The sequence below is a fragment of the Mycobacterium nebraskense genome, assembly GCF_002102255.1.
Lineage (GTDB): Bacteria > Actinomycetota > Actinomycetes > Mycobacteriales > Mycobacteriaceae > Mycobacterium > Mycobacterium nebraskense.
The window spans coordinates 46572-68498 of record NZ_LQPH01000057.1; the positions used below are offsets into that span (position 1 = coordinate 46572).

18 protein-coding genes are annotated in these 21927 nt (G+C 68.6%); 14 read left to right on the forward strand and 4 right to left on the reverse strand.

The genetic code is table 11. The annotated features are described in order from the left end of the window. Positions 1 to 47: 47 nt before the first annotated feature. A complete protein-coding gene (locus AWC17_RS06215) occupies positions 48 to 710 on the reverse strand; it encodes a hypothetical protein (protein ID WP_085164418.1) in 663 nt (220 codons plus the stop codon). A gap of 149 nt (positions 711 to 859) precedes the next feature. Here AWC17_RS06215 and AWC17_RS06220 point away from each other — a divergent pair, with 149 nt between their 5' ends. Next, entirely contained in the window at positions 860 to 2125 is a 1266-nt protein-coding gene (locus AWC17_RS06220; protein WP_082123031.1) for a mannosyltransferase, read from the forward strand. On the opposite strand, the gene AWC17_RS06225 is transcribed toward AWC17_RS06220, so the two are convergent. Then, positions 2122 to 2406, reverse strand: coding sequence for a 4a-hydroxytetrahydrobiopterin dehydratase (locus AWC17_RS06225; protein WP_046184134.1), 285 nt, complete (start codon positions 2404 to 2406; stop codon positions 2122 to 2124). The genes AWC17_RS06220 and AWC17_RS06225 overlap by 4 nt on opposite strands. A 24-nt stretch (positions 2407 to 2430) precedes the next feature. Between AWC17_RS06225 and AWC17_RS06230 the strand changes: the two genes are divergently transcribed. From AWC17_RS06230 to AWC17_RS06260, 7 genes are all read left to right on the forward strand, one after another. Next, positions 2431 to 2835, forward strand: a complete 405-nt coding sequence (locus AWC17_RS06230; RefSeq protein WP_046184135.1) for a (deoxy)nucleoside triphosphate pyrophosphohydrolase — start codon at positions 2431 to 2433, stop codon at positions 2833 to 2835. A gap of 390 nt (positions 2836 to 3225) precedes the next feature. Continuing rightward, positions 3226 to 6942 (forward strand): nitrate reductase subunit alpha, encoded by a 3717-nt coding sequence (locus AWC17_RS06235; RefSeq protein ID WP_046184136.1) that lies wholly within the window; start codon positions 3226 to 3228, stop codon positions 6940 to 6942. A gap of 34 nt (positions 6943 to 6976) precedes the next feature. Next, a complete protein-coding gene (narH, locus tag AWC17_RS06240) occupies positions 6977 to 8599 on the forward strand; it encodes a nitrate reductase subunit beta (RefSeq protein ID WP_085164420.1) in 1623 nt (540 codons plus the stop codon). Next, positions 8596 to 9261: a nitrate reductase molybdenum cofactor assembly chaperone gene (gene narJ / locus AWC17_RS06245; RefSeq protein WP_046184138.1), complete on the forward strand. Its 666-nt coding sequence runs from the start codon at positions 8596 to 8598 to the stop codon at positions 9259 to 9261. The genes narH and narJ overlap by 4 nt, the downstream gene beginning before the upstream one ends. Next, positions 9254 to 9985 (forward strand): respiratory nitrate reductase subunit gamma, encoded by a 732-nt coding sequence (gene narI, locus AWC17_RS06250; RefSeq protein ID WP_046184139.1) that lies wholly within the window; start codon positions 9254 to 9256, stop codon positions 9983 to 9985. The genes narJ and narI overlap by 8 nt, the downstream gene beginning before the upstream one ends. A 181-nt stretch (positions 9986 to 10166) precedes the next feature. After that, positions 10167 to 12056: a translational GTPase TypA gene (gene typA / locus AWC17_RS06255; RefSeq protein ID WP_046184140.1), complete on the forward strand. Its 1890-nt coding sequence runs from the start codon at positions 10167 to 10169 to the stop codon at positions 12054 to 12056. 45 nt (positions 12057 to 12101) lie between these two features. After that, a complete protein-coding gene (locus AWC17_RS06260; RefSeq protein WP_167385551.1) occupies positions 12102 to 13985 on the forward strand; it encodes an ABC transporter family substrate-binding protein in 1884 nt (627 codons plus the stop codon). Positions 13986 to 14005: 20 nt separating this feature from the next. Here AWC17_RS06260 and AWC17_RS06265 read toward each other — a convergent pair whose 3' ends face one another. Further along, positions 14006 to 14611, reverse strand: coding sequence for a TetR/AcrR family transcriptional regulator (locus tag AWC17_RS06265; RefSeq protein ID WP_046184142.1), 606 nt, complete (start codon positions 14609 to 14611; stop codon positions 14006 to 14008). Positions 14612 to 14688: 77 nt separating this feature from the next. On the opposite strand from AWC17_RS06265, the gene mshB reads away from it, so the two are divergent. The 4 genes from mshB to AWC17_RS06285 all read left to right on the forward strand — a co-directional run bounded on the left by mshB (position 14689) and on the right by AWC17_RS06285 (position 19667). Next, positions 14689 to 15591 (forward strand): N-acetyl-1-D-myo-inositol-2-amino-2-deoxy-alpha-D-glucopyranoside deacetylase, encoded by a 903-nt coding sequence (mshB, locus tag AWC17_RS06270; RefSeq protein ID WP_046184143.1) that lies wholly within the window; start codon positions 14689 to 14691, stop codon positions 15589 to 15591. A 93-nt stretch (positions 15592 to 15684) separates the two neighbouring features. Beyond that, positions 15685 to 16146 (forward strand): hypothetical protein, encoded by a 462-nt coding sequence (locus tag AWC17_RS06275; RefSeq protein ID WP_046184144.1) that lies wholly within the window; start codon positions 15685 to 15687, stop codon positions 16144 to 16146. 109 nt (positions 16147 to 16255) lie between these two features. Beyond that, positions 16256 to 18874 carry a bifunctional FO biosynthesis protein CofGH gene (locus tag AWC17_RS06280; RefSeq protein WP_085164422.1) on the forward strand — a complete coding sequence of 873 codons (2619 nt, stop codon included), beginning with the start codon at positions 16256 to 16258 and terminating at the stop codon, positions 18872 to 18874. Positions 18875 to 18902: 28 nt separating this feature from the next. Then, on the forward strand, positions 18903 to 19667 hold the full coding sequence (locus tag AWC17_RS06285; RefSeq protein ID WP_046186704.1) for a maleylpyruvate isomerase N-terminal domain-containing protein: 765 nt from the start codon (positions 18903 to 18905) through the stop codon (positions 19665 to 19667). A 10-nt stretch (positions 19668 to 19677) separates the two neighbouring features. Here the strand turns inward: AWC17_RS06285 and AWC17_RS06290 are convergent, their stop codons facing one another. Beyond that, a complete protein-coding gene (locus AWC17_RS06290) occupies positions 19678 to 20010 on the reverse strand; it encodes a hemophore-related protein (RefSeq protein WP_046186705.1) in 333 nt (110 codons plus the stop codon). Between the two features lie 378 nt (positions 20011 to 20388). Here AWC17_RS06290 and fdxA point away from each other — a divergent pair, with 378 nt between their 5' ends. Both fdxA and dapC read left to right on the forward strand, forming a co-directional pair. Further along, positions 20389 to 20715: a ferredoxin gene (gene fdxA, locus AWC17_RS06295; RefSeq protein ID WP_046186706.1), complete on the forward strand. Its 327-nt coding sequence runs from the start codon at positions 20389 to 20391 to the stop codon at positions 20713 to 20715. 53 nt (positions 20716 to 20768) lie between these two features. Next, the gene (gene dapC / locus AWC17_RS06300; protein ID WP_046186707.1) at positions 20769 to 21854 is read left to right on the forward strand and encodes a succinyldiaminopimelate transaminase; all 1086 of its coding nucleotides are present in this window, start codon (positions 20769 to 20771) and stop codon (positions 21852 to 21854) included. Positions 21855 to 21927 lie beyond the last annotated feature (73 nt).

The following is a 21927-nucleotide window of genomic DNA, read 5'->3' on the forward strand; positions in this document are numbered from 1 at the left end:
GTGTCCTCCGGTCATTGGGGGGTTGGCGTTGCTGTCTGGCTAACTACTCAGGGCAGGGCGGCGAGCAGCGGCGCGACCGGGTTGGCCCCGGTTGCCGGTGCGGCCGGTGCGGCCGGAGCGGCCGGGGCCCCGGCCAGCGCCGGCAGGTCCTGCGGGAGGGTCATCTGCGCGGGCATGTTGACCGGCAGGTTGGGCAGGAACGCCGGCATGTCGACCTTCGCCTGCGGAATCTGCGGGGTCGGCGGCGTGGCGGGGGCGGTCGGCGTCGACAGCCCCGGGATGGCCGGCAGTCCGGGAATGGACGACGTGGCCGGGGCGGCGGGCGCCGCGGGTGCCGGCTGCGTCAGGCCCGGGATCAGGCCCTGCAGGCCCTGCGTGGTCGCCGGGGCGGAAGGCGTCGGCGCCTGGGCCAGCCCGGGAATCGAGGGGATTGCCGCGGAAGTCGCCGGTGACGTTGCGGCGGCCGACGGAACTCCTGGGAAGGTGATGCCGGGAGAGGCCGGCGCGGCCGGCGGGGTCGCGCCGAGGGCGGTAGCGAGGTTCTGCAGGATTTGCGGCGCGTTGGCCGCCGAAGCGATCAGCTGCTGCGGAATGTTCGGAACGGCCGGAGCCGGCACGGGGTCGGCGTGGGCGATACCGCCCGTGAGTAGGGCTGCGGACGAACCGACGACGACGGCCGCGGCACGCATGTAAGTCCAGATGGTTGGCATGACTCTCCCTGGTTGTGGAAAACGGGTCCGCCGCCGAAGTTACGTTGATACTGATGGGACTCAAGTGACACGTGTGGCATTTACTTGATCGTTATTGATACGAGTGCCGTCGGTGACCGAACGCCCGGCGACCGCGTCCGCAGGCGGTCGTGAGGTCCGCCGTGCCGCTTCGGCCTACCTCGATCGCTAAAGTCGTGCTGATAGACACCACCTCGGCCGCGCCAACCGCACCCCCGCGCCGGCGGTTCGCGAGCCTGCTTCGGGCGGCGGCACCCGCGTTGCTGGTCGCCAGCGTCGCCGCGCGGCTCGCCTGGACATATCTGTCGCCCCACGGCGCGAACTTCGTCGACCTGCACGTCTACCTGGGCGGTGCCGCCGCTATCGACCACCCCGGCACGCTGTACAGCTACGTCTACGCCGATCAGACGCCGGACTTCCCGCTGCCGTTCACCTATCCGCCCTTCGCGGCGGTCGTCTTCTACCCGCTGAGCCTGCTGCCGTTCGGCCTGGTCGCCTTCGCGTGGCAGATCGCGGCGATGGCCGCGCTGTACGGGGCGATCCGGATCAGTCAGCGCTTGATCGGCGTTGCGCCCGGCGCGCACGGCCGCCGCCTGGCGATGGGGTGGACGGCGATCACGATCTGGATCGAGCCGCTGCGCAGCACATTCGACTATGGACAGGTCAACGTGTTGCTGCTGCTCGGGGTGCTGTGGGCGGTCTTGACGACACGGTGGTGGCTGTCGGGCCTGCTGGTCGGCGTGGCGGCCGGAATCAAGCTGACGCCCGCGATAGCCGGTGTCTATCTGGTCGGTGTGCGGCGATGGGCCGCGGCGGCCTTCTCCGTCGTCGTCTTCCTTGCCACCATCGCTGTGTCGGCTTTGGTGGTCGGGGATCAGACCCGCTACTACTTCACGAAGCTGCTGGGCGACGCGCACCGAGTGGGGCCCATCGCCACGTCGATCAATCAATCCTGGCGCGGCGGCATCTCCCGGATCCTGGGCCACGACGCCGGCTTCGGCCCGCCGGTCCTGATCGCCATCGGCGCCACCGCGGTGCTGGCCGTCCTGGCCTGGCGGGCGCTGGACCCTTCCGATCGGCTCGGCAAGTTGCTGGTGGTCGAGTTGTTCGGGCTGCTGCTGTCACCCATTTCGTGGACCCACCACTGGGTGTGGCTGGTGCCGCTGATGGTCTGGGCGATTCACGGGCCGATGCGCGAGCGGCGCGGCGCGCGGATTGTCGGCTGGGGCTGGCTGGCGCTCACCATCATCGGCTTGCCGTGGCTGCTGCTCTTCGCTCAGCCGACCATCTGGCAGATCAGCCGGCCCTGGTATCTGGCCTGGGCCGGCCTGGTCTACATCGTGGCGGCCGTGGCGACTTTGGTCTGGATCGCCGCCACCGGCCGGTCGAAGGACTAGCTCCCGACGATCTCGTCGATGTCGTGCGCCATGGACACGTCATTCTTGGTGATACCACCTTCGGAATGCGTAACCAGAGCGAAAGTCACTGTCCGCCAACGAATATCGATATCCGGGTGATGATCCTTGCTCTCCGCGTGCTCGGCCACCCGGCGCACCGCGTCGATGCCGGCGAGAAAACTCGGAAACTTGATCGACCGGCGCAGCGCACCGGCGACACGCTCCCATCCGTTGAGATCGGGCAGTGCGGCGTCCACCTGCTCATCCGTTAACACAGCCATGTTCCGACCGTATACCGTCTGGCAATGCCGACCCAGATCGTCGTCGCCGGCGCGGTCATCCGCCGCGCCACGGTCCTGGTGGCGCAGCGCGTCCGCCCGCCCGAGTTGGCCGGCCGCTGGGAGCTGCCCGGCGGCAAGGTCGCGCCGGGTGAAACCGAGCGGGACGCGCTGGCGCGCGAGTTGGCCGAGGAGCTGGGCCTGATGGTCGGCGACGTCGCGGTGGGCGATCGCTTGGGCGGCGACATCGCGCTGGACGGAATGACGTTGCGGGCGTACCGCGTGCAACTACTCGGTGGTGAACCGCATGCGCGGGACCACCGGGCGGTGCGGTGGGTGACGGCCGCCGAGTTGCCCGATGTCGACTGGGTGCCCGCCGACCGCGGCTGGGTCGCTGACCTGGTGCGGACGCTGGCCGGCTCGGCCTCATAACAAGTCCACAGCCTTCCCGCAGCCGACGTTCAGCGCCGTAGAAGGTCGCGAAGGTGAACTTGAGATATAACGCCAACGTGAACTTGTAGTAAACGACTTGACCTAGAGGTGCGTGCCGGAAGCGATTATTCGTCTGGACGGCGTCCGCGCCGGGCGCCGCTAGGTCCGAAAACCGATGTTGACCAGAGGATTTTTCGTTAACAGGCCGCGCGCGGCGAAGGCGATGGGACCGTGTTCCGCGCCCCGTGGTGGTGCTCGATCGCTCCCGGCGCGCGGGCCGCCGACATCGATGGCGTTGCCGATCAGGGTTGGCGCGGGCGGATGAACCGATGGGGTCGAAGCAACGGCCCGGCTACGACGCGCGGCACCACGGAGTAGAAGGGGAACCTGTTGACTGTCACACCACACGTTGGTGGAGCGCTCGAGGAGTTGTTGGAGCGCAGCGGGCGGTTCTTCACGCCCGGCGAGTTCTCGGCCGACCTGCGCACGGTGACGCGTCGGGGCGGCCGCGAGGCCGACGTGTTCTATCGCGACAGGTGGAGCCACGACAAGGTGGTGCGCTCCACCCACGGCGTCAACTGCACCGGATCCTGCTCCTGGAAGATCTACGTCAAGGACGGGATCATCACCTGGGAGACACAGCAAACCGATTACCCCTCGGTTGGCCCGGACCGTCCGGAATACGAGCCGCGCGGATGCCCCCGCGGGGCATCGTTTTCCTGGTACAGCTACTCGCCCACCCGGGTGCGTTATCCGTACGCGCGGGGCGTGCTGGTCGAGATGTACCGGGAAGCCAAGGCGCGGCTCGGCGATCCCGTGCTGGCGTGGGCCGACATCCAGGCGGACCCCGAGCGCAGGCGCCGCTATCAACGCGCCCGCGGCAAGGGGGGATTGGTCCGGATCACCTGGGCCGAGGCCACCGAGCTGATCGCCGCCGCCCACGTGCACACCATCAAGACCTACGGCCCCGACCGGGTCGCCGGCTTTTCGCCCATCCCGGCGATGTCCATGGTGTCCTACGCCGCCGGCTCGCGGTTCTTCGAGCTGATCGGCGCTCCCATGACGTCGTTCTACGACTGGTACGCCGATCTGCCGGTGGCCTCGCCGCAGGTGTTCGGCGATCAGACCGACGTGCCCGAATCCGGGGACTGGTGGGACGCAGCGTATTTGATGATGTGGGGCTCGAACGTGCCGATCACCCGGACCCCCGACGCGCACTGGATGGCCGAGGCGCGCTACCGCGGCACCAAGGTGGTGACCGTCAGCCCCGACTACGCCGACAACACCAAGTTCGCCGATGAGTGGATGCCGTGCGCGGCCGGCACCGACGGGGCGCTGGCCATGGCGATGGGTCACGTCATCCTCTCGGAATGCTATGTGCAGAAGGAGGTTCCGTTCTTCGCCGACTTCGCGCGCCGTTACACCGACCTGCCGTTCCTGATCAAGCTGGAAGAGCGCGGTGAGATGCTGGTGCCGGGAAAGAACCTCACGGCGGCGGACCTGGGCGAGGCCATCAAGCACTCCGAGAACGCGGCGCTCAAGCCGGCGGTGTTGGACGCGGCCACCGACTCGGTGGTGATTCCCCACGGCTCACTGGGATTCCGCTACGGCGAGGACGGCGTCGGGAAGTGGAACCTCGATCTCGGTGGCCTGACGCCGGCGCTCAGCGTGCGAAACGGGCACGGCGCCAACGGCGATCGCGACACCGCGCTGGTACACCTGGCCAGCTTCGACACGGTCAACGGCGAAGGCGCCACCGTGGCGCGCGGTGTCCCGGTGCGCCGTGTCGGCAAGCACCTGGTGTGCACCGTCTTCGACCTGATGCTCGCCCAGTACGGGGTGGCGCGGCCGGGACTGCCCGGCGAATGGCCCACCGGCTACGACGACCCGACCCAGCAGAACACCCCCGCCTGGCAAGAGGCGATCACCGGCGTGTCGGCCGCGCAGGCCATCCGCGTCGCCAAGGAATTCGCCCGCAGCGCAGAGGAATCCGGTGGCCGGTCCATGATCATCATGGGCAGCGGGATCTGTCAGTGGTTCCACGGTGACGTCATCTACCGGGCGGTGCTCGCGCTGTTGATGCTGACCGGATCGATGGGGCGCAACGGCGGTGGCTGGGCCCACTACGTCGGCCAGGAAAAGGTGCGTCCGCTCACCGGGTTTCAGACGATGGCGATGGCCACGGACTGGGTGCGCCCGCCGCGGCAGGTGCCGGGTGCCTCCTACTGGTATGCGCACACCGACCAGTGGCGCTACGACGGCTATGGGGCCGACAAGTTGGCCAGCCCCCTGGGCCGCGGCCGATTCACGGGCAAGCACACGATGGATCTGCTGGCCTCGGCGACGGCGATGGGCTGGAGTCCGTTCTATCCCCAGTTCGACCGGTCGAGCTTGGACGTCGCCGACGAGGCGCGTGACGCCGGTCGCGAGGTCGCCGACTACGTCGCCGAGCAGCTTCGCGAGCGCAAACTGAAGCTCTCCGTCACCGATCCCGACAACCCGGTCAACTGGCCACGGGTGCTTACGGTTTGGCGCGCCAACCTGATCGGATCGTCGGGCAAGGGCGGCGAATACTTCCTGCGCCATCTGTTGGGAACCGACGCCAATATCCAGGCCGAGCCACCGGTCGACGGGATACCGCCCGCCGACGTGGTATGCGAGGGGGACATCCCGGAGGGCAAGCTCGACCTGATGATGTCGATCGATTTCCGGATGACCTCGACGACATTGGTGTCGGATGTCGTGCTGCCGGCGGCGACCTGGTACGAGAAGGCCGACATCTCCAGCACCGACATGCACCCGTACGTGCACGCCTTCAGCGCCGCAACCGACCCGCCGTGGGAAACCCGTTCGGACTTCGACGCTTTCGGAGCCATCGCGCGTGCCTTCAGTGCCATGGCCAAGCGGCATCTGGGCACCCGCAACGATGTGGTGCTCACCGCGCTGGAGCACGACACGCCCGAGGCGATGGCGTATCCCGACGGAACCGAGGACGACTGGCTGCGCACCGGCGCGACGCCGGTACCGGGGCGGACGATGGCCAGGCTGACCGTGGTGGAGCGCGACTACGGCGCCGTATACGACAAGTGGCAGACCCTGGGTCCGCTAATCGAGACATTCGGGCTGACCACCAAGGGCGTGACGGTGCACCCCTTCCGGGAAGTCGAGGAACTGTCCGCCAAATTCGGTGTGATGAATTCCGGTGTGGCAGAGGGTCGTCCGGCGATCACCACCGCCGAGCGGATGGCGGACGTGCTGCTGCTGTTGTCCGGGACGACCAACGGCCGGCTCGCCGTCGAGGGCTTTCGCGAGCTGGAGAAGCGAACGGGCCAACGGCTGGCGCACCTGGCCGAGGGCAGCGAAGAGCGGCGCATCAGCTATGCAGACACCCAGGCGCGTCCGGTTCCGGTGATCACCAGCCCGGAATGGTCGGGCAGCGAAACCGGCGGGCGCCGCTACGCGCCGTTCACCATCAACATCGAAAACCTGAAGCCGTTCCACACGCTGACCGGGCGAATGCATTTCTACTTGGCCCACGACTGGGTGGAGGAACTCGGTGAGCACCTGCCGGTTTTCCGTCCGCCGCTGGACATGACGCGTCTGTTCGGCCAGCCGGCGCTGGGCCCCACCCCGGACGGTACCGGCGGGATCGGCCTCACCGTGCGGTATTTGACGCCCCACTCGAAGTGGTCGTTCCACTCCACCTACCAGGACAACCTCTACATGCTGTCGTTGTCCCGTGGCGGGCCGACGATGTGGATGAGCCCCGGCGACGCGGCCAAACTCAAAGTCCGCGACAATGATTGGGTCGAGGCCGTCAACGCCAACGGCATCTACGTGTGCCGGGCCATCGTCTCGCACCGGATGCCCGACGGCGTGGTGTTCGTCTACCACGTGCAGGAGCGCACGATCGACACACCCCGCACCGAAACCAACAACAAGCGCGGCGGCAACCACAACGCGCTGACCCGCGTGCGTATCAAGCCCAGCCACCTCGCCGGTGGCTATGGGCAGCACGCGTTCGCCTTCAACTACCTGGGACCGACCGGCAACCAGCGCGACGAGGTCACCGTGGTGCGCCGTCGCAGTCAGGATGTGACTTACTGATGCCCCCGATCCAAGCCCGCGAAGCGAGGCTCTCATGAAAGTCATGGCGCAGCTGGCGATGGTGATGAACCTCGACAAGTGCATCGGCTGCCACACGTGCTCGGTCACGTGCAAGCAGGCGTGGACCAACCGTCCCGGCACCGAGTACGTGTGGTTCAACAACGTCGAAACCCGCCCGGGCCAAGGCTATCCGCGTACCTACGAGGACCAGGAGCGGTGGCGCGGCGGCTGGATACGCGACAAGAAGGGCCGGCTGCGGTTGCGCGACGGCGGCCGCATCCAGAAGTTGTTGCGCATCTTCGCCAACCCCAGGCTGCCGATCATCGACGACTACTACGAGCCCTGGACGTACGACTACGAGAACCTGACCACCGCGCCCGCGGGTGACACGTTTCCCACGGCCGCACCGAAAAGCCTGATCAGCGGCAAACCGATGAAGGTGTCCTGGGGGCCGAACTGGGACGACAACCTGGCCGGGTCGCCGGAGATTCTGGCCGGGGACCCGATCCTGCAGAAGATCGGCGAGGAGGTCAAACTCGCACTCGAAGAGACCTTCATGTTCTACCTGCCCCGGATCTGCGAACACTGCCTCAACCCCTCCTGCGTGGCGTCGTGCCCGTCGGGCGCGATGTACAAGCGCAGCGAAGACGGCATCGTGCTGGTCGACCAGGACCGCTGCCGCGGCTGGCGGATGTGCGTCTCCGGATGTCCTTACAAGAAGGTCTATTTCAACCACAAGACCGGAAAAGCCGAGAAGTGCACGCTGTGTTATCCGCGGATGGAGGTCGGGTTGCCGACCATCTGCTCGGAGACCTGCGTGGGACGGCTGCGGTATCTGGGCCTGGTCCTCTACGACGTCGATCGGGTGCTTCAGGCGGCGTCGGTGGAGAACGAAACCGACCTCTACGAGGCGCAATGCCGAATCCTGTTGGACCCTGACGATCCCGAGGTGATCACCGCCGCGCGCGCGGAGGGCATCTCCGACGAGTGGATCGAGGCCGCGCAGCGCTCTCCGGTGTACGCGCTGATCAACGACTACAAGGTGGCGCTTCCGCTGCACCCGGAGTACCGCACCATGCCGATGGTCTGGTACATCCCGCCGCTGTCGCCGGTGGTCGACGCGGTCAGCCGCGACGGTCACGACGGGGAAGAGCTGGGCAACCTGTTCGGCGCGCTGGACGCGCTGCGCATTCCCATGCAGTACCTGGCCGAACTGTTCACCGCCGGTGACACCGCCGTGGTCGAGGGCGTGCTGCGGCGGCTGGCGGCGATGCGCTCGTACATGCGGGACATCAATCTCGGGCGCGAAACTCAGCCGCACATACCGCATTCCGTCGGGATGACCGAAGAGCAGATCTACGAGATGTACCGGCTACTGGCGATCGCGAAATACGAAGAGCGATATGTCATTCCGACCGCGTTCAGCCCGCAGGCCCGCGACCTCGAGCAGATGGGTTGCTCGTTGACGGGCGACGGTGGGCCGGGCATGTACGAGTCGGGTGAACCGGTGCCCGTCGCCGTGGAGACGTTCCACGCGCTCAAGCGGCCCGGCGGCCAGGAGGCCGCCGACGGCCAGCGGTCCGCGCGGGTGAACCTGCTGAACTGGGACGGGCGCCAGGTGCCCGCCGGCATGTTTCCCGAAGAGCAGAAACAATGAGGCTGCTCACCGGGCGGCGGGGACGCGCCAACACCCTGCAGGACCGACTGGTGTGGCAGGCGGCATCGCTGCTGTTGGCCTACCCGGACGATGAGTTGCCGGGGCGGCTGGACACCGTCGACCAGCTGCTCAGCCACATCAGCGGGCCCGCGGCGGCGCTGCTCGGACAGACGGTGGCCGCGCTGCGCGCCGGCGAGCCGATGGCCGCCGCGATGGACTACGTCGCGACCTTCGACATGCGGCGCCACTGCACGATGTACCTCACGTACTGGACCGCCGGCGACACCCGCAACCGCGGCCGCGAGATGGTGGAGTTCGCCACCGCCTACCGGGAAGCGGGCGTGCAGCCGCCGCGCGCCGAGGCGCCCGATCACCTGCCCGTCGTGCTCGAATTCGCCGCCACCGTCGATCCCGAGGTGGGGCGGCGGCTGCTGACCGAGCACCGCGTCCCCATCGACGTGTTGCGGGGCGCGCTGACCGACGCGAAGTCGCCCTACGAGCCCACCGTGGCGGCGGTTTGCGCGACGCTGCCCGTCGCGACCGACCAGGACGTGCGCCGCGCGGAACGCCTGGCGAAAGCCGGACCACCCGCGGAAGCCGTTGGGCTGCAACCCTTTAACTTGACCGTACCGCCCCGCCGCGAAGGAGCGCCCGGTGTTTGACAGCGTACTGTTCTGGGACATCTCGCCCTACGTCACCTTGTCGGTATTGATCGTCGGCACCTGGTGGCGCTACCGCTACGACAAGTTCGGCTGGACCTCCCGTTCCTCGCAGATCTACGAGTCGCGGCTGCTGCGGGTGGCCAGCCCGATGTTTCATTTCGGCATCCTGGCGGTCTTCGCCGGGCACGTGATGGGGTTGTTCATCCCGCCGCGGGTGACCCAGGCGCTCAAAATGAGCGACCACCTCTACCATCTGCAGGCGGTCATCGCCGGGTCGGCCGCGGGCCTTGCGACCCTGGCCGGGATCGCGTTGCTGATCTATCGGCGGTTCACCCGCCCCGCGGTGTCGCTGGCCACCACCCGGAACGACAAGGTGATGTATGTGGTGCTGGTGCTGGCCATCGTGGTGGGCCTGTACTGCGACCTGATCGGCACCGGGCCGCATGGCGGCGAGTTCCACTATCGCTACACGGTCGGCATGTGGTTCCGCCGGATCTGGCTCTTCCAGCCGCACGGCGAGGTGATGATCAACGCGCCGCTGGACTACCAGCTGCACGCCCTGATCGGCATGGTGCTGTTCACGCTGTTGCCGTTCACGCGTCTGGTGCACATGTTCAGCGCGCCGATCGCGTACCTGTTCCGGCCCTACATCGTCTACCGCAGCCGCGACGAGGCGACCACGGGCGAATTGGTCGGTACGGCGCCCCGGCGCAGGGGCTGGTAGGGCGCTGCCCAGGCGATCCGGCGGACTCAAGCCGCCCCGCCGCCCAGTGTGCGCCCTGGGCTTTCAGTGTGCGGCCAGGGCGCCGACACGCCGTGGCGAGCCGCCCTGGACGCACACCAGATCGCAGGCGGGGCGCCTGCCAGTTCGCCTTTGACGGCCCCGCGCTGCCACAATCACCGACGTGCCATTCCGTAACGTCGCCATCGTCGCCCACGTAGACCACGGCAAGACCACCCTGGTGGACGCGATGCTGCGGCAGTCCGGGGCGCTGCACCACCGCGGTGACGACACCCAGGAACGCATCATGGACAGCGGTGACCTCGAGAAAGAAAAAGGCATCACCATCCTGGCCAAGAACACCGCCGTGCATCGCCATAACCCGGACGGAACCGTCACCGTCATCAATGTGATCGACACCCCCGGGCACGCGGACTTCGGCGGCGAGGTGGAGCGCGGCCTGTCCATGGTGGACGGGGTGCTGCTGCTGGTCGACGCGTCCGAGGGGCCGCTGCCGCAGACGCGGTTCGTGCTGCGCAAGGCGCTGGCCGCGCACCTGCCGGTGATCCTCGTCGTCAACAAGACCGACCGGCCCGACGCGCGCATCGCCGAGGTGGTGGAGGCCAGCCACGACCTGCTGCTGGACGTCGCCTCGGATCTCGACGACGAAGCCGCCAAGGCAGCCGAGCACGCGCTGGGCCTGCCGACGCTCTATGCGTCCGGCCGGGCGGGCGTGGCCAGCACCACCCAGCCGGCCGACGGCGAGGTGCCCGCCGGGGACAACCTGGACCCGTTGTTCGACGTGCTCATGGAACACATCCCGCCGCCGTCGGGGAACCCCGAGGCGCCGCTGCAGGCGCTGGTGACCAACCTCGACGCGTCGGCCTTCCTCGGCCGGCTCGCCCTGATCCGCATCTACAACGGCAAACTGCGCAAGGGCCAGCAGGTCGCCTGGATGCGCGAGGTCGACGGCCTGCCCGTCATCACCAGCGCCAAGATCACCGAGCTGCTCGCGACCGAAGGCGTCGAGCGCAGCGCCACCGACGAGGCGATCGCCGGTGACATCGTGGCGGTGGCCGGTTTTCCCGAGATCATGATCGGGGACACGCTGGCCGACCCGGACCACGCCCATGCGTTGCCGCGCATCACCGTCGACGAGCCGGCGATCTCGGTGACGATCGGCACCAACACCTCCCCGCTGGCGGGCAAGGTGTCCGGCCACAAGCTGACCGCGCGCATGGTCCGCAACCGGCTGGACACGGAACTGGTGGGCAACGTGTCGATCCGGGTCGTGGACATCGGCGCGCCCGACGCCTGGGAGGTGCAGGGCCGCGGCGAGCTCGCGCTGGCGGTGCTGGTCGAACAGATGCGCCGCGAGGGCTTCGAGCTCACGGTCGGCAAGCCGCAGGTGGTGACCCGCACGATCGACGGCAAGCTGCACGAGCCGTTCGAGGCGATGACGATCGACTGCCCCGAAGAGTTCGTCGGCGCGATCACCCAGCTGATGGCCGCCCGCAAGGGCCGCATGGAGGAGATGACCAACCACGCGGCCGGCTGGGTCCGGATGGACTTCATCGTGCCCAGCCGCGGCCTGATCGGCTTCCGCACCGACTTCCTCACCATCACGCGCGGCACCGGGATCGCCAACGCCGTGTTCGACGGCTACCGGCCGTGGGCGGGGGAGATCCGGGCCCGCCACACCGGGTCGCTGGTCTCCGACCGTGCCGGCACCATCACGCCGTTCGCGCTGATTCAGCTCGCCGACCGGGGCCAGTTCTTCGTCGAACCCGGCCAGGACACCTACGAGGGCATGGTCGTCGGAATCAACCCGCGCGCAGAGGATCTCGACATCAACGTCACCCGGGAGAAGAAGCTCACCAACATGCGGTCGTCGACCGCGGACGTCATCGAAACCCTGGCCAAGCCGCTCGAGCTCGACCTGGAACAGGCCATGGAGTTCTGCGCGCAAGACGAATGCGTCGAGGTGACTCCGGAGATCGTACGGGTGCGCAAGGTCGAGCTGGACGCCACCACCCGGGCCCGCAGCCGGTCGCGGGCCAAGGCCCGGGGTTAATCGCGCGTGCTTGGGCGGGCTGCCGGGCAGCTGCTCGATACCCTGATCGGCATGCCGAGACGAGTCCGCCGTTTCTTCGTCACGGTCGGTGTGGTCGTCTCGCTGGCCGGATTGGCGTTGGCGGCGTGCACGGTCAACCCCCCGCCGGCGCCGCAAAGCACCGACACGCCGCACAACTCGCCACCGCCGCCGCCGCGGCCGACCCAGATCATCATGGGCATCGACTCGATCGGCGCCGGCTTCAATCCGCACCTGCTGTCCGACCTGTCCCCGGTGAACGCGGCGATCAGCGCGCTGGTGCTGCCCAGCGCCTTCCGGCCGGTGCCCGACCCCGGCACGCCGACGGGCTCGCGCTGGGAGATGGATCCGACGCTGCTGGAGTCCGCCGAAGTCACCAGCCAGAACCCGTTCACGGTGACCTACAAGATCCGGCCGGAGGCGCAGTGGACCGACAACGCCCCCATCGCCGCCGATGACTTCTGGTACCTGTGGCATCAGATGGTCAGCCAGCCCGGTGTCGTCGACCCGGCGGGGTATGACCTCATCACCGGCGTGCAGTCGCTCGAGGGCGGTAAGCAGGCGGTGGTCACCTTCGCCCAGCCGTATCCCTCGTGGAAAGAGCTGTTCAGCAACATCCTTCCGGCGCACATCGTCAAGGACGTGCCGGGCGGTTTCGCGGCAGGGCTGGCCCGGGCGCTGCCGGTCACCGGCGGCCAGTTCCGGGTGGAGAGCATCGATCCGCAGCGCGACGAAATCCTGGTGGCCCGCAACGACCGCTATTGGGGATCACCGGCCAAGCCCGCGCTCATTCTTTTCCGGCGTGCCGGTGCGCCGGCCGCGCTGGCCGATTCGGTGCGCAACGGTGACACTCAGGTGGCCCAGGTGCACGGCGGATCGGCGGCCTTCGCCCAGCTGTCGGCCATCCCCGATGTGCGCACCGCCCGGATCGTGACGCCCAGGGTCATGCAGCTGACGCTGCGCGCCAACGAGCCCAAGCTGTCCGACGCGCAGGTGCGCAAGGCGATCCTCGGGCTGCTGGACGTCGACCTGCTGGCGGCGGTGGGCGCGGGCAGCGACAACACCGTCACGCTGGACCAGGCCCAGATCCGCGCGCCCAGCGACCCCGGCTACGAGCCGACCGCGCCGCCCGCGATGACGACGCCGGCGGCGCTGGCGTTGCTGGAGGGATCCGGTTACAAGGTCGAGGGCAACTCGTCGGGATCGCCGGCGCCGGCCCCGGCGAACACCGGGCCGCCCGAAGTCATCCGCGGGCGGATCAGCAAGGACGGTCAGCAGCTGTCGCTGGTCATCGGCGTGGCGGCCAACGACCCGACGTCCGTCGCGGTGGCCAACACCGCGGCCGACCAGTTGCGCAACGTCGGCATCGCCGCGAGCGTGCTGGCGCTGGACCCGGTGACGCTCTATCGCGACGCGCTGAACAACAACCAGGTGGACGCGATCGTGGGCTGGCACCAGGCGGGCGGCAACCTGGCGACGCGGCTGGCGTCGCGGTACGGCTGCCCGGCGCTGGAGTCGACACAGGTCCCGACGTCGACGGGGCCGAGCACCACCACCTCGGCCGCGCCGACTACGTCCGGTCCGGGCACCTCCGCCACCACGCCGACGTCGACCCAGCCCAGCCGCCCGGCGGACCCCAACGCGCTGGTGCAGGCGCCGTCGAACCTCACCGGGATCTGCGATCGCAGCGTTCAGTCCAACATCGAGGCCGCGCTCAACGGCACCAAGAGCATCAACGACGTGATCACCGCGGTCGAGCCGCGACTGTGGAACATGTCCACCGTGTTGCCGATCCTGCAGGACACCACGATCGTCGCCGCCGGCCCGAGCGTGCAGAACGTCAGCCTGTCGGGTGCGGTGCCGGTCGGCATCGTCGGCGACGCCGGCCAATGGATCAAGACCGGGCCCTGAACGGGCCTCGTCAGTCCCGTCTAGTCCAGGGCCGCTCGCGGCGGGATCACGGCGTCGACGATGAGGGCCAGCTCCCGACGGTTCGGCGGCGATCCGGTCAGCAGGAAGTGCTGGTTGATCAAGGCCGGGCCGATGCGCGCGGTCAGCGGGGTGATCATCTCGGCGTCGAGGTCACCCTCCGCGACGGCGGCCTGCAGGATCGATTCGACGATCTGCAGGCGGGGGGCCACCACGGCGTCGGCGAAGATGGCGCGCATCTCGGGTTCGTGCAGGAGCTGGTAAACGGTTGCCATGCCGGGGAAGGCGGTCTTCCCGGCGCAGATGTCGCGGTGGGCGGTGAAGACCGCGAGCAGGTTCTCCCGGGCCGACCGGCCGGAGCGCGCCTCGGGCAAGGGCGGCAAGGTGTGGACCAACGCGGCGTGCACCAGTTCGCACTTGGTGGTCCAGCGCCGGTACAGGGCCGCCTTACCGGTGTGGGCGCGCGCGGCAATCCCCTCCATCGTCAGCCCGCCGTAGCCGACTTCGGCCAGTTCGGCCAGGGTGGCCTCGTAGAGCGCCCGTTCGAGGACCTCGCCTCGTCGGCGGCTCCGGCCGGCGGGCGGGGCGGTCTGGGTCAGCTGCGGCATTCCTCGATAGTAGCCGTATGCGTTCCTATCGCCCGCGACCAGACCGCCAACCGCGGCGCTGCGGGTAGGGTGCGTCCATGCCTGAGACTCCACGGCTGCTGTTCGTCCACGCGCATCCCGACGACGAGAGCCTCAGCAACGGCGCCACCATCGCCCACTACACCGCCCGCGGAGCAGACGTGCGCGTCGTCACCTGCACGCTCGGCGAGGAGGGCGAGGTCATCGGTGAACGGTGGGCCGAGCTTGCCGTCGATCGCGCGGATCAGTTGGGGGGCTACCGCATTGGCGAGCTCACCGCGGCCTTGCGTGCGCTCGGCGTCGCCGCGCCCCACTACCTGGGCGGCGCGGGGCGCTGGCGGGACTCGGGCATGCGGGGCACGCCAGGGCGGCGGCGCGAGCGGTTCATCGACGCCGACGAGCGGGAGGCCGTCGGCGCGCTCGTCGCGATCATTCGCGAGCAACGCCCGCACGTCGTCGTGACCTACGATCCGGGCGGCGGTTACGGGCACCCCGACCACGTCCACACCCACACCGTCACAACGGCCGCGGTGACCGCGGCCGGCTCCGGTGACTTCCCCGGCGAGCCGTGGACAGTGCCGAAGTTCTACTGGTCGGTGTTCGCCACCCGCGCCTTCATGGCCGGCCGGGACGCCCTGAACGGCGAGGATTTATGGCCCGAGTGGACCATTCCCCCGGAGGAAGAGTTCAGCTTCGGTTACGCGGATGCCGACATCGACGCCGTCGTCGAGCCCGCCCCGGAGGCATGGGCGGCAAAGAGGGCGGCGCTCGCCGCGCACGCCACACAGGTGGTCGTCGGACCGACCGGCCGGGCCTGCGCCCTGTCCAACAACATGGCGGTGCCGATCCTGGCGGAGGAACACTACGTGCTGGCCGAGGGTGTGGCGGGGGAGCGCGACGAGCGCGGCTGGGAAACAGATCTGCTTGCGGGGCTTGATTTCACCGCGGTCGACACGGGGTAGGCTTGCCAACCAGGCAGCCACGGAAGGATTTCGCATGGACCCCGACCTGGACCCTAATCAGCAGCATTGGCAGGACCGGCTCGACAGCCTGCAGTGGGTTATCGGCTCGATACTCTCCAACATCGACAGCGTCCCGACCTGACCGAAACCAAGCCGCGCGCCACATCCCTCGAAGACAGCGGCGCGACAGACCCCGCGATACGTTTCGTTGTCTTGGCGCTGCTGGCCGTCGATGGGGTCCTCTCCGCACTGGCCGGGGCCCTGCTGCTGCCTTCCTATATCGGGGCGACCCCGTTTCCCATCAGCGGACTGATATCCGGATTGGTCAACGCCGCACTGGTCTGGGCGGCCGGGCGGTGGACCACGTCAACGCGGCTGGCGGCGCTGCCGTTGTGGACGTGGCTGCTCACGGTGGCGGTGATCAGCATGGGAGGCCCGGCCGACGACGTGATCCTTGGGGGGCGCGGCCTGATGGCCTACGGCGCTTTGCTGTTGATCGTGTTGGGTGTCGCGCCGCCGTTCTGGGTGCTGTGGCGGCGCGGCCACCGGACCTGACGTTGGTGCGGTCACGCGGGCCGGGATGTCCCCGCTCGCCGGCGTAGCCCTGCCGCTACTGTTGACTGTTGCGCAGACGGGGCCCGCACGGGTCGGAAGAAAATTTCACATGTTGGGACACGCGGATGAAATTCGATCGTGGGGAAGTTACACGAAGGTGCCGCTGACTCCGGGCGAGGAGCCTACCGCTCTTCCTAATCCTGTGGTTTCCCCAAAGACCAGCGCATCGGCGCTGCGGCGGGTGTTGCGCCGCGCTCGAGACGGCGTTGCGCTCAACGTCGATGAGGCGGCCGTTGCGATGACCGCGCGGGGCGAGGACCTGGCGGATCTGTGCGCCAGCGCGGCGCGGGTACGCGACGCGGGTTTGGCGTCGGCCGGCCGGCGCGGCCCCGGCGGCGGATTGCCGATCACCTATTCGCGCAAGGTGTTCATCCCGGTCACCCATTTGTGCCGCGACACGTGTCATTACTGCACCTTCGTCACCGTGCCGGGCAAGCTGCGCGCGCAGGGGGCCGGCATGTACCTCGAGCCCGACGAGATCCTGGACATCGCCCGTCGCGGCGCCGAACTCGGTTGCAAGGAAGCGCTTTTCACCCTTGGCGACCGGCCAGAGGATCGGTGGCCGGAGGCGGCCCAGTGGCTTGGCGAACGGGGCTATGACTCCACGCTGTCCTACGTGCGGGCCATGGCCATCCGGGTGCTCGAAGAGACCGGGCTGCTGCCGCACCTGAACCCCGGTGTGATGAGTTGGTCGGAGATGGCCCGGCTCAAGCCGGTGGCGCCGTCGATGGGCATGATGCTCGAGACGACGTCGCGACGGCTGTTCGAAACGAAAGGGCTTGCGCACTACGGCAGCCCGGACAAAGACCCGGCGGTCCGGCTGCGCACACTCACCGATGCGGGCCGGTTGTCCATTCCGTTCACGACCGGCCTGCTGGTCGGCATCGGCGAGACGCTGACCGAACGTGCCGAAACCTTGCACGCGATTCGCAAGTCGCACAAAGAGTTCGGGCATGTCCAAGAAGTGATCGTGCAGAATTTCCGGGCCAAGGAACACACCGCGATGGCCGCCGTTCCCGACGCGGGGATCGACGACTACCTGGCGACGGTGGCGGTTGCGCGGTTGGTGCTGGGTCCCGGCATGCGCATCCAGGCGCCGCCCAATCTGGTGTCCCGCGACGAGTGCCTGGCACTGGTCGCCGCCGGGGTCGACGACTGGGGCGGGGTGTCACCGCTGACGCCCGACCATGTCAACCCCGAGCGGCCGTGGCCCGCTCTCGACGATCTGGCCGACATCACCGCCGAGGCCGGATACGAACTGGTCCAGCGACTGACCGCCCAGCCCAGGTACGTGCAAGCGGGGGCGGCGTGGATCGACCCGCGGGTGCGCGGACACGTGATGGCGCTGGCCGATCCGGCGACCGGCCTGGCCCGCGACGTCGATCCGGTGGGGCTGCCCTGGCAGGAGCCCGACGACGTCGCGTCCGCCGGGCGCGTCGATCTCAACGCGGCGATCGACACCGAGGGCCGCGCCACCGAGGCCCGCAGCGATCTGGACAGCGCCTTCGGCGACTGGGAATCGATCCGCGCGCAGGTGCACGAGCTGGCCGCGCGGGCCCCCGAGCGCATCGACACCGATGTCCTTGCCGCGCTGCGGGCCGCTGAGCGCGATCCCGCCGCCTGCACCGACAGCGAGTACCTGGCGCTGGCGACCGCCGACGGACCTGCGCTGGAAGCCGTTGTCGCGCTGGCCAATTCGCTGCGCCGCGACGCCGTCGGTGACGACGTGACGTTCGTCGTGAATCGTAACATCAACTTCACCAACATTTGCTACACCGGTTGTCGGTTCTGCGCGTTCGCGCAGCGCAAGGGTGACGCCGACGCGTATTCGTTGTCCACCGACGAGGTGGCCGACCGCGCGTGGGAGGCGCACGTCGAAGGCGCCACCGAGGTTTGCATGCAGGGCGGGATCGACCCGGAGTTACCGGTCACCGGCTACGCCGACCTGGTCCGCGCCGTCAAGGCGCGGGTGCCGTCGATGCACGTGCATGCCTTCTCGCCCATGGAAATCGCCAACGGCGTGACCAAGAGCGGGCTGAGCGTTCGCGAGTGGCTGATCAGCCTGCGCGAGGCCGGGCTGGACACGATCCCGGGGACGGCCGCCGAGATCCTGGACGACGAAGTGCGCTGGGTGCTGACCAAGGGCAAGCTGCCGACTTCGGAGTGGATCGACATCGTCACTACCGCACACGAGGTCGGCCTGCGGTCGTCGTCGACGATGATGTACGGGCACGTCGACAGCCCGCGGCACTGGGTGGGTCACCTCAACGTGCTGCGCGGGATCCAGGACCGCACCGGCGGGTTCACCGAGTTCGTGCCGTTGCCGTTCGTGCACCAGAGTTCGCCGTTGTATCTGGCCGGCGCGGCCCGTCCCGGCCCCACCCACCGCGACAACCGTGCCGTGCACGCGTTGGCCCGAATCATGTTGCACGGGCGCATATCCCAGATTCAGACCAGCTGGGTGAAGCTGGGTGTCGAGCGCACGCAGGTGATGCTCAACGGCGGTGCCAACGATCTGGGCGGCACGCTTATGGAGGAGACCATCTCGCGGATGGCCGGCTCGGAGTATGGGTCGGCCAAGACCGTCGAAGAGCTGACCGCGATCGCCGAGGGGATCGGGCGCCCGGCGCGGCAACGCACCACCACGTACGCCACGCGGGCCGCTTAGCGCCGCGGCAGGCGGGTATACCGCCGCCGTGAATCGACAGATCGACGACGACCGGTTTCCGGAGTGGCGGCCGTTCGTGGACGCGGTGCAGCGGCGACGACCCGACGCGGGAACCTGGTGCGAGGCCTGGACGGTGCGCGACATCGTCGTCCATCAGGCCGGAAACGCCGAGGAGATCGCCCGGGTGCTGGCCGCGCACTTGGCGGGCGAGGCCGTCGGCACGCGCGGCTTCGAGGAGCGCGAGGGACCACTGCGTGCCCTGAACGACGCGGACCTGTGGGACGCGCTGCTCGACCGGATGGCCACCCTCAGCCGAACCGCGGCGGCGGCCGACGAGGTGCCCCAGGACACCGACGTCGCCTGGACGGGCCGCACCATGAAGGTGCCCTGGTTCGCCGAACACATGCGCGAAGAGCTCGTGCTGCACGGTTGGGACATCACCGGGGATGACGCGGCGGCCCAGGCGCGGCTGGCCGAGGCCTGGATGACCACCCACAGCGTGGTCGCGGTCGGGAGGCCGCTGCTGGCCAAGGGCGCCAAGCGACTCCGGCCGGGCGAGCGCGTCGAGGCGCGGCTGCGAGCCCCCGACACCGATGACGTCTTGATCAGCGCTGAAGCCGACCGCACGGCCATCGGACTCACCGAACCCGAAGGCCCCGCCACCCTGGAAACCGATCCGGCGGCGCGCGTGCTGTTGCTCTGGGGGCGTAGGCCCGCAGACCCAGCGCGGATCTGTAGCCGGGTCGGACCGCAAACCCTGGGCCGCGTGCGCGGCCTGCTCAGCGGCTACTGAACCGCTTGGCTCAGAAGTTGTTGCAGGTGACGGCGACCTGGTTGATGTCGTCGTAGTACTTCATCGCCGACGGCATGGCCTGGATCTGCTGTGCCATCTGCTGGCGCTTGGGCGGCGGCGAGGCCAAGAAGCTGCGGATGTAGGACTGCGCCATCGGCGAGCTGTTCAACTGCGTGGCGGCCGCGGGATCGGTGGCGTTGAGCGCGGCGATCACCTGCCCGTAGTTGCATGTGGTGTTGATGATCGCGTCGGTCGGGTCCGCGGACGCGATTCCGGCCGCGGCGGTCAGCGCCACGGCCGCGCTACCAACAGCAACGGTCAATTTGGTCAACGACAGCCTCACCATGTGTGGACACCCTTCCCCAGTTAATGCACCGCTATCACGGCGACGACATTTGCCCCGCGGCTGCCGCCTCTCGTCGAGGTTACCAGGCGCCGCGAGTGTGCTTCCATCGCAATGGATATCGCGGAGTAGCGCCAAAGTGCGACTTTTCGCAGGTCAGTACGCTGGGCGGCCTGTTCGCCCTTGGCGAAACGGGCCCCGGTCGCGGGGTCCGAGACTGGCAGTCTTAAATCGTGTATTTAACGGGCGTGCCGAGTGGTTGACGTGTATGTGCAACGTCTAGTATCAGTAACCGAAAGCTTTGTCTGGAGCGGCCGGATGCGCCGGGCGCGAGCCGAAGAGCAGCCCACACCGAAGTAGTACATGGAGGAGACGTCTGTGACCTATACGATCGCGGAGCCCTGTGTCGATATCAAAGACAAGGCATGTATCGAGGAGTGCCCGGTCGACTGCATCTATGAGGGCGCACGGATGCTGTACATCCACCCCGACGAGTGCGTCGACTGCGGGGCGTGCGAGCCCGTCTGCCCCGTCGAGGCGATCTACTACGAAGACGATGTGCCCGAGCAGTGGACCCAGTACACGCAGATCAACGCCGACTTCTTCGTTGAGCTGGGATCGCCGGGCGGCGCGGCCAAGGTCGGCATGACCGAGAACGACCCGCAAGTGGTCAAGGACCTGCCTCCGCAGGGCGAGGGCGACTGAGCGGGCCGGTGCTGCGCAAGCCCGGGGTGAGGCCGCGCGCCGCACGCGGGCGGGTGTCGGCGTCCCTGCCGGAGTTCCCCTGGGACACCCTGGTCGACGCGAAAGCGCTGGCCGTGTCCCATCCCGACGGGATCGTCGACCTGTCCGTCGGTACCCCGGTCGACCCGGTCGCGCCGGTGATCCGGGAGGCGCTGGCCGCCGCGGGCTCCGCGTCCGGGTATCCCGCCACCGCCGGTACGCCGCGATTGCGTGAATCCACGGTCGCCGCGCTGGCCCGCCGCTTCGGCATCGCCGGGCTGAGTGAGGCCGCCGTGCTGCCGGTGATCGGCAGCAAGGAGCTCATCGCCTGGCTGCCGACCCTGCTGGGGCTGGGGCCCGCGGACGTGATCGTGGTGCCCGAGCTGGCGTATCCGACTTATGACGTCGGGGCCCGGCTGGCCGGAGCGACGGTGCTGCGCGCGGATTCGTTGACCCAGTTGGGTCCGCAATCGCCGGCGCTGATCTACCTCAACTCCCCGAGCAACCCCACGGGGCGCGTGCTGGGCGTCGACCACCTGCGCAAAGTGGTCGGCTGGGCGCGCGAGCGGGGCAGCGTGGTGGCCTCCGACGAGTGCTATCTGGGCCTGGGCTGGGAGGCCCAACCGCTGTCGATCCTGCATCCGTCGGTCTGCGACGGCGACCACAGCGCGCTGCTCGCGATCCATTCGCTCTCGAAGAGCTCCTCGTTGGCCGGTTACCGGGCCGGATTCGTTGCGGGAGACCCCGAACTGGTGGCCGAGTTGCTGGCGGTGCGCAAGCACGCCGGGATGATGGTGCCGACGCCGGTGCAGGCGGCCATGGTCGCCGCACTGGACGACGACGCCCACGAGCAGGCGCAGCGGGAGCGGTACGAACGCCGCCGTGCCGCGTTGCTGCCGGCGCTGCGCTCGGCCGGATTCGCCGTCGACCATTCCGAGGCCGGCCTCTATCTGTGGGCCACCCGCGGCGAGCCGTGCGGGGACAGCGTCACGTGGCTGGCCGAACGCGGCATCCTGGTGGCACCCGGCCACTTCTACGGCCCGGGCGGCGGGCTGCACGTGCGCGTCGCGTTGACGGCCACCGACGAGCGGATCGCCGCCGCGGTGCAGCGGCTCGCCTAGGGCGTGTCTGCTTAATGTGAGTGGTGTTGTGCCTGATGCTGATTAGATGATTCGTACAGGTGTGATTTCCGAT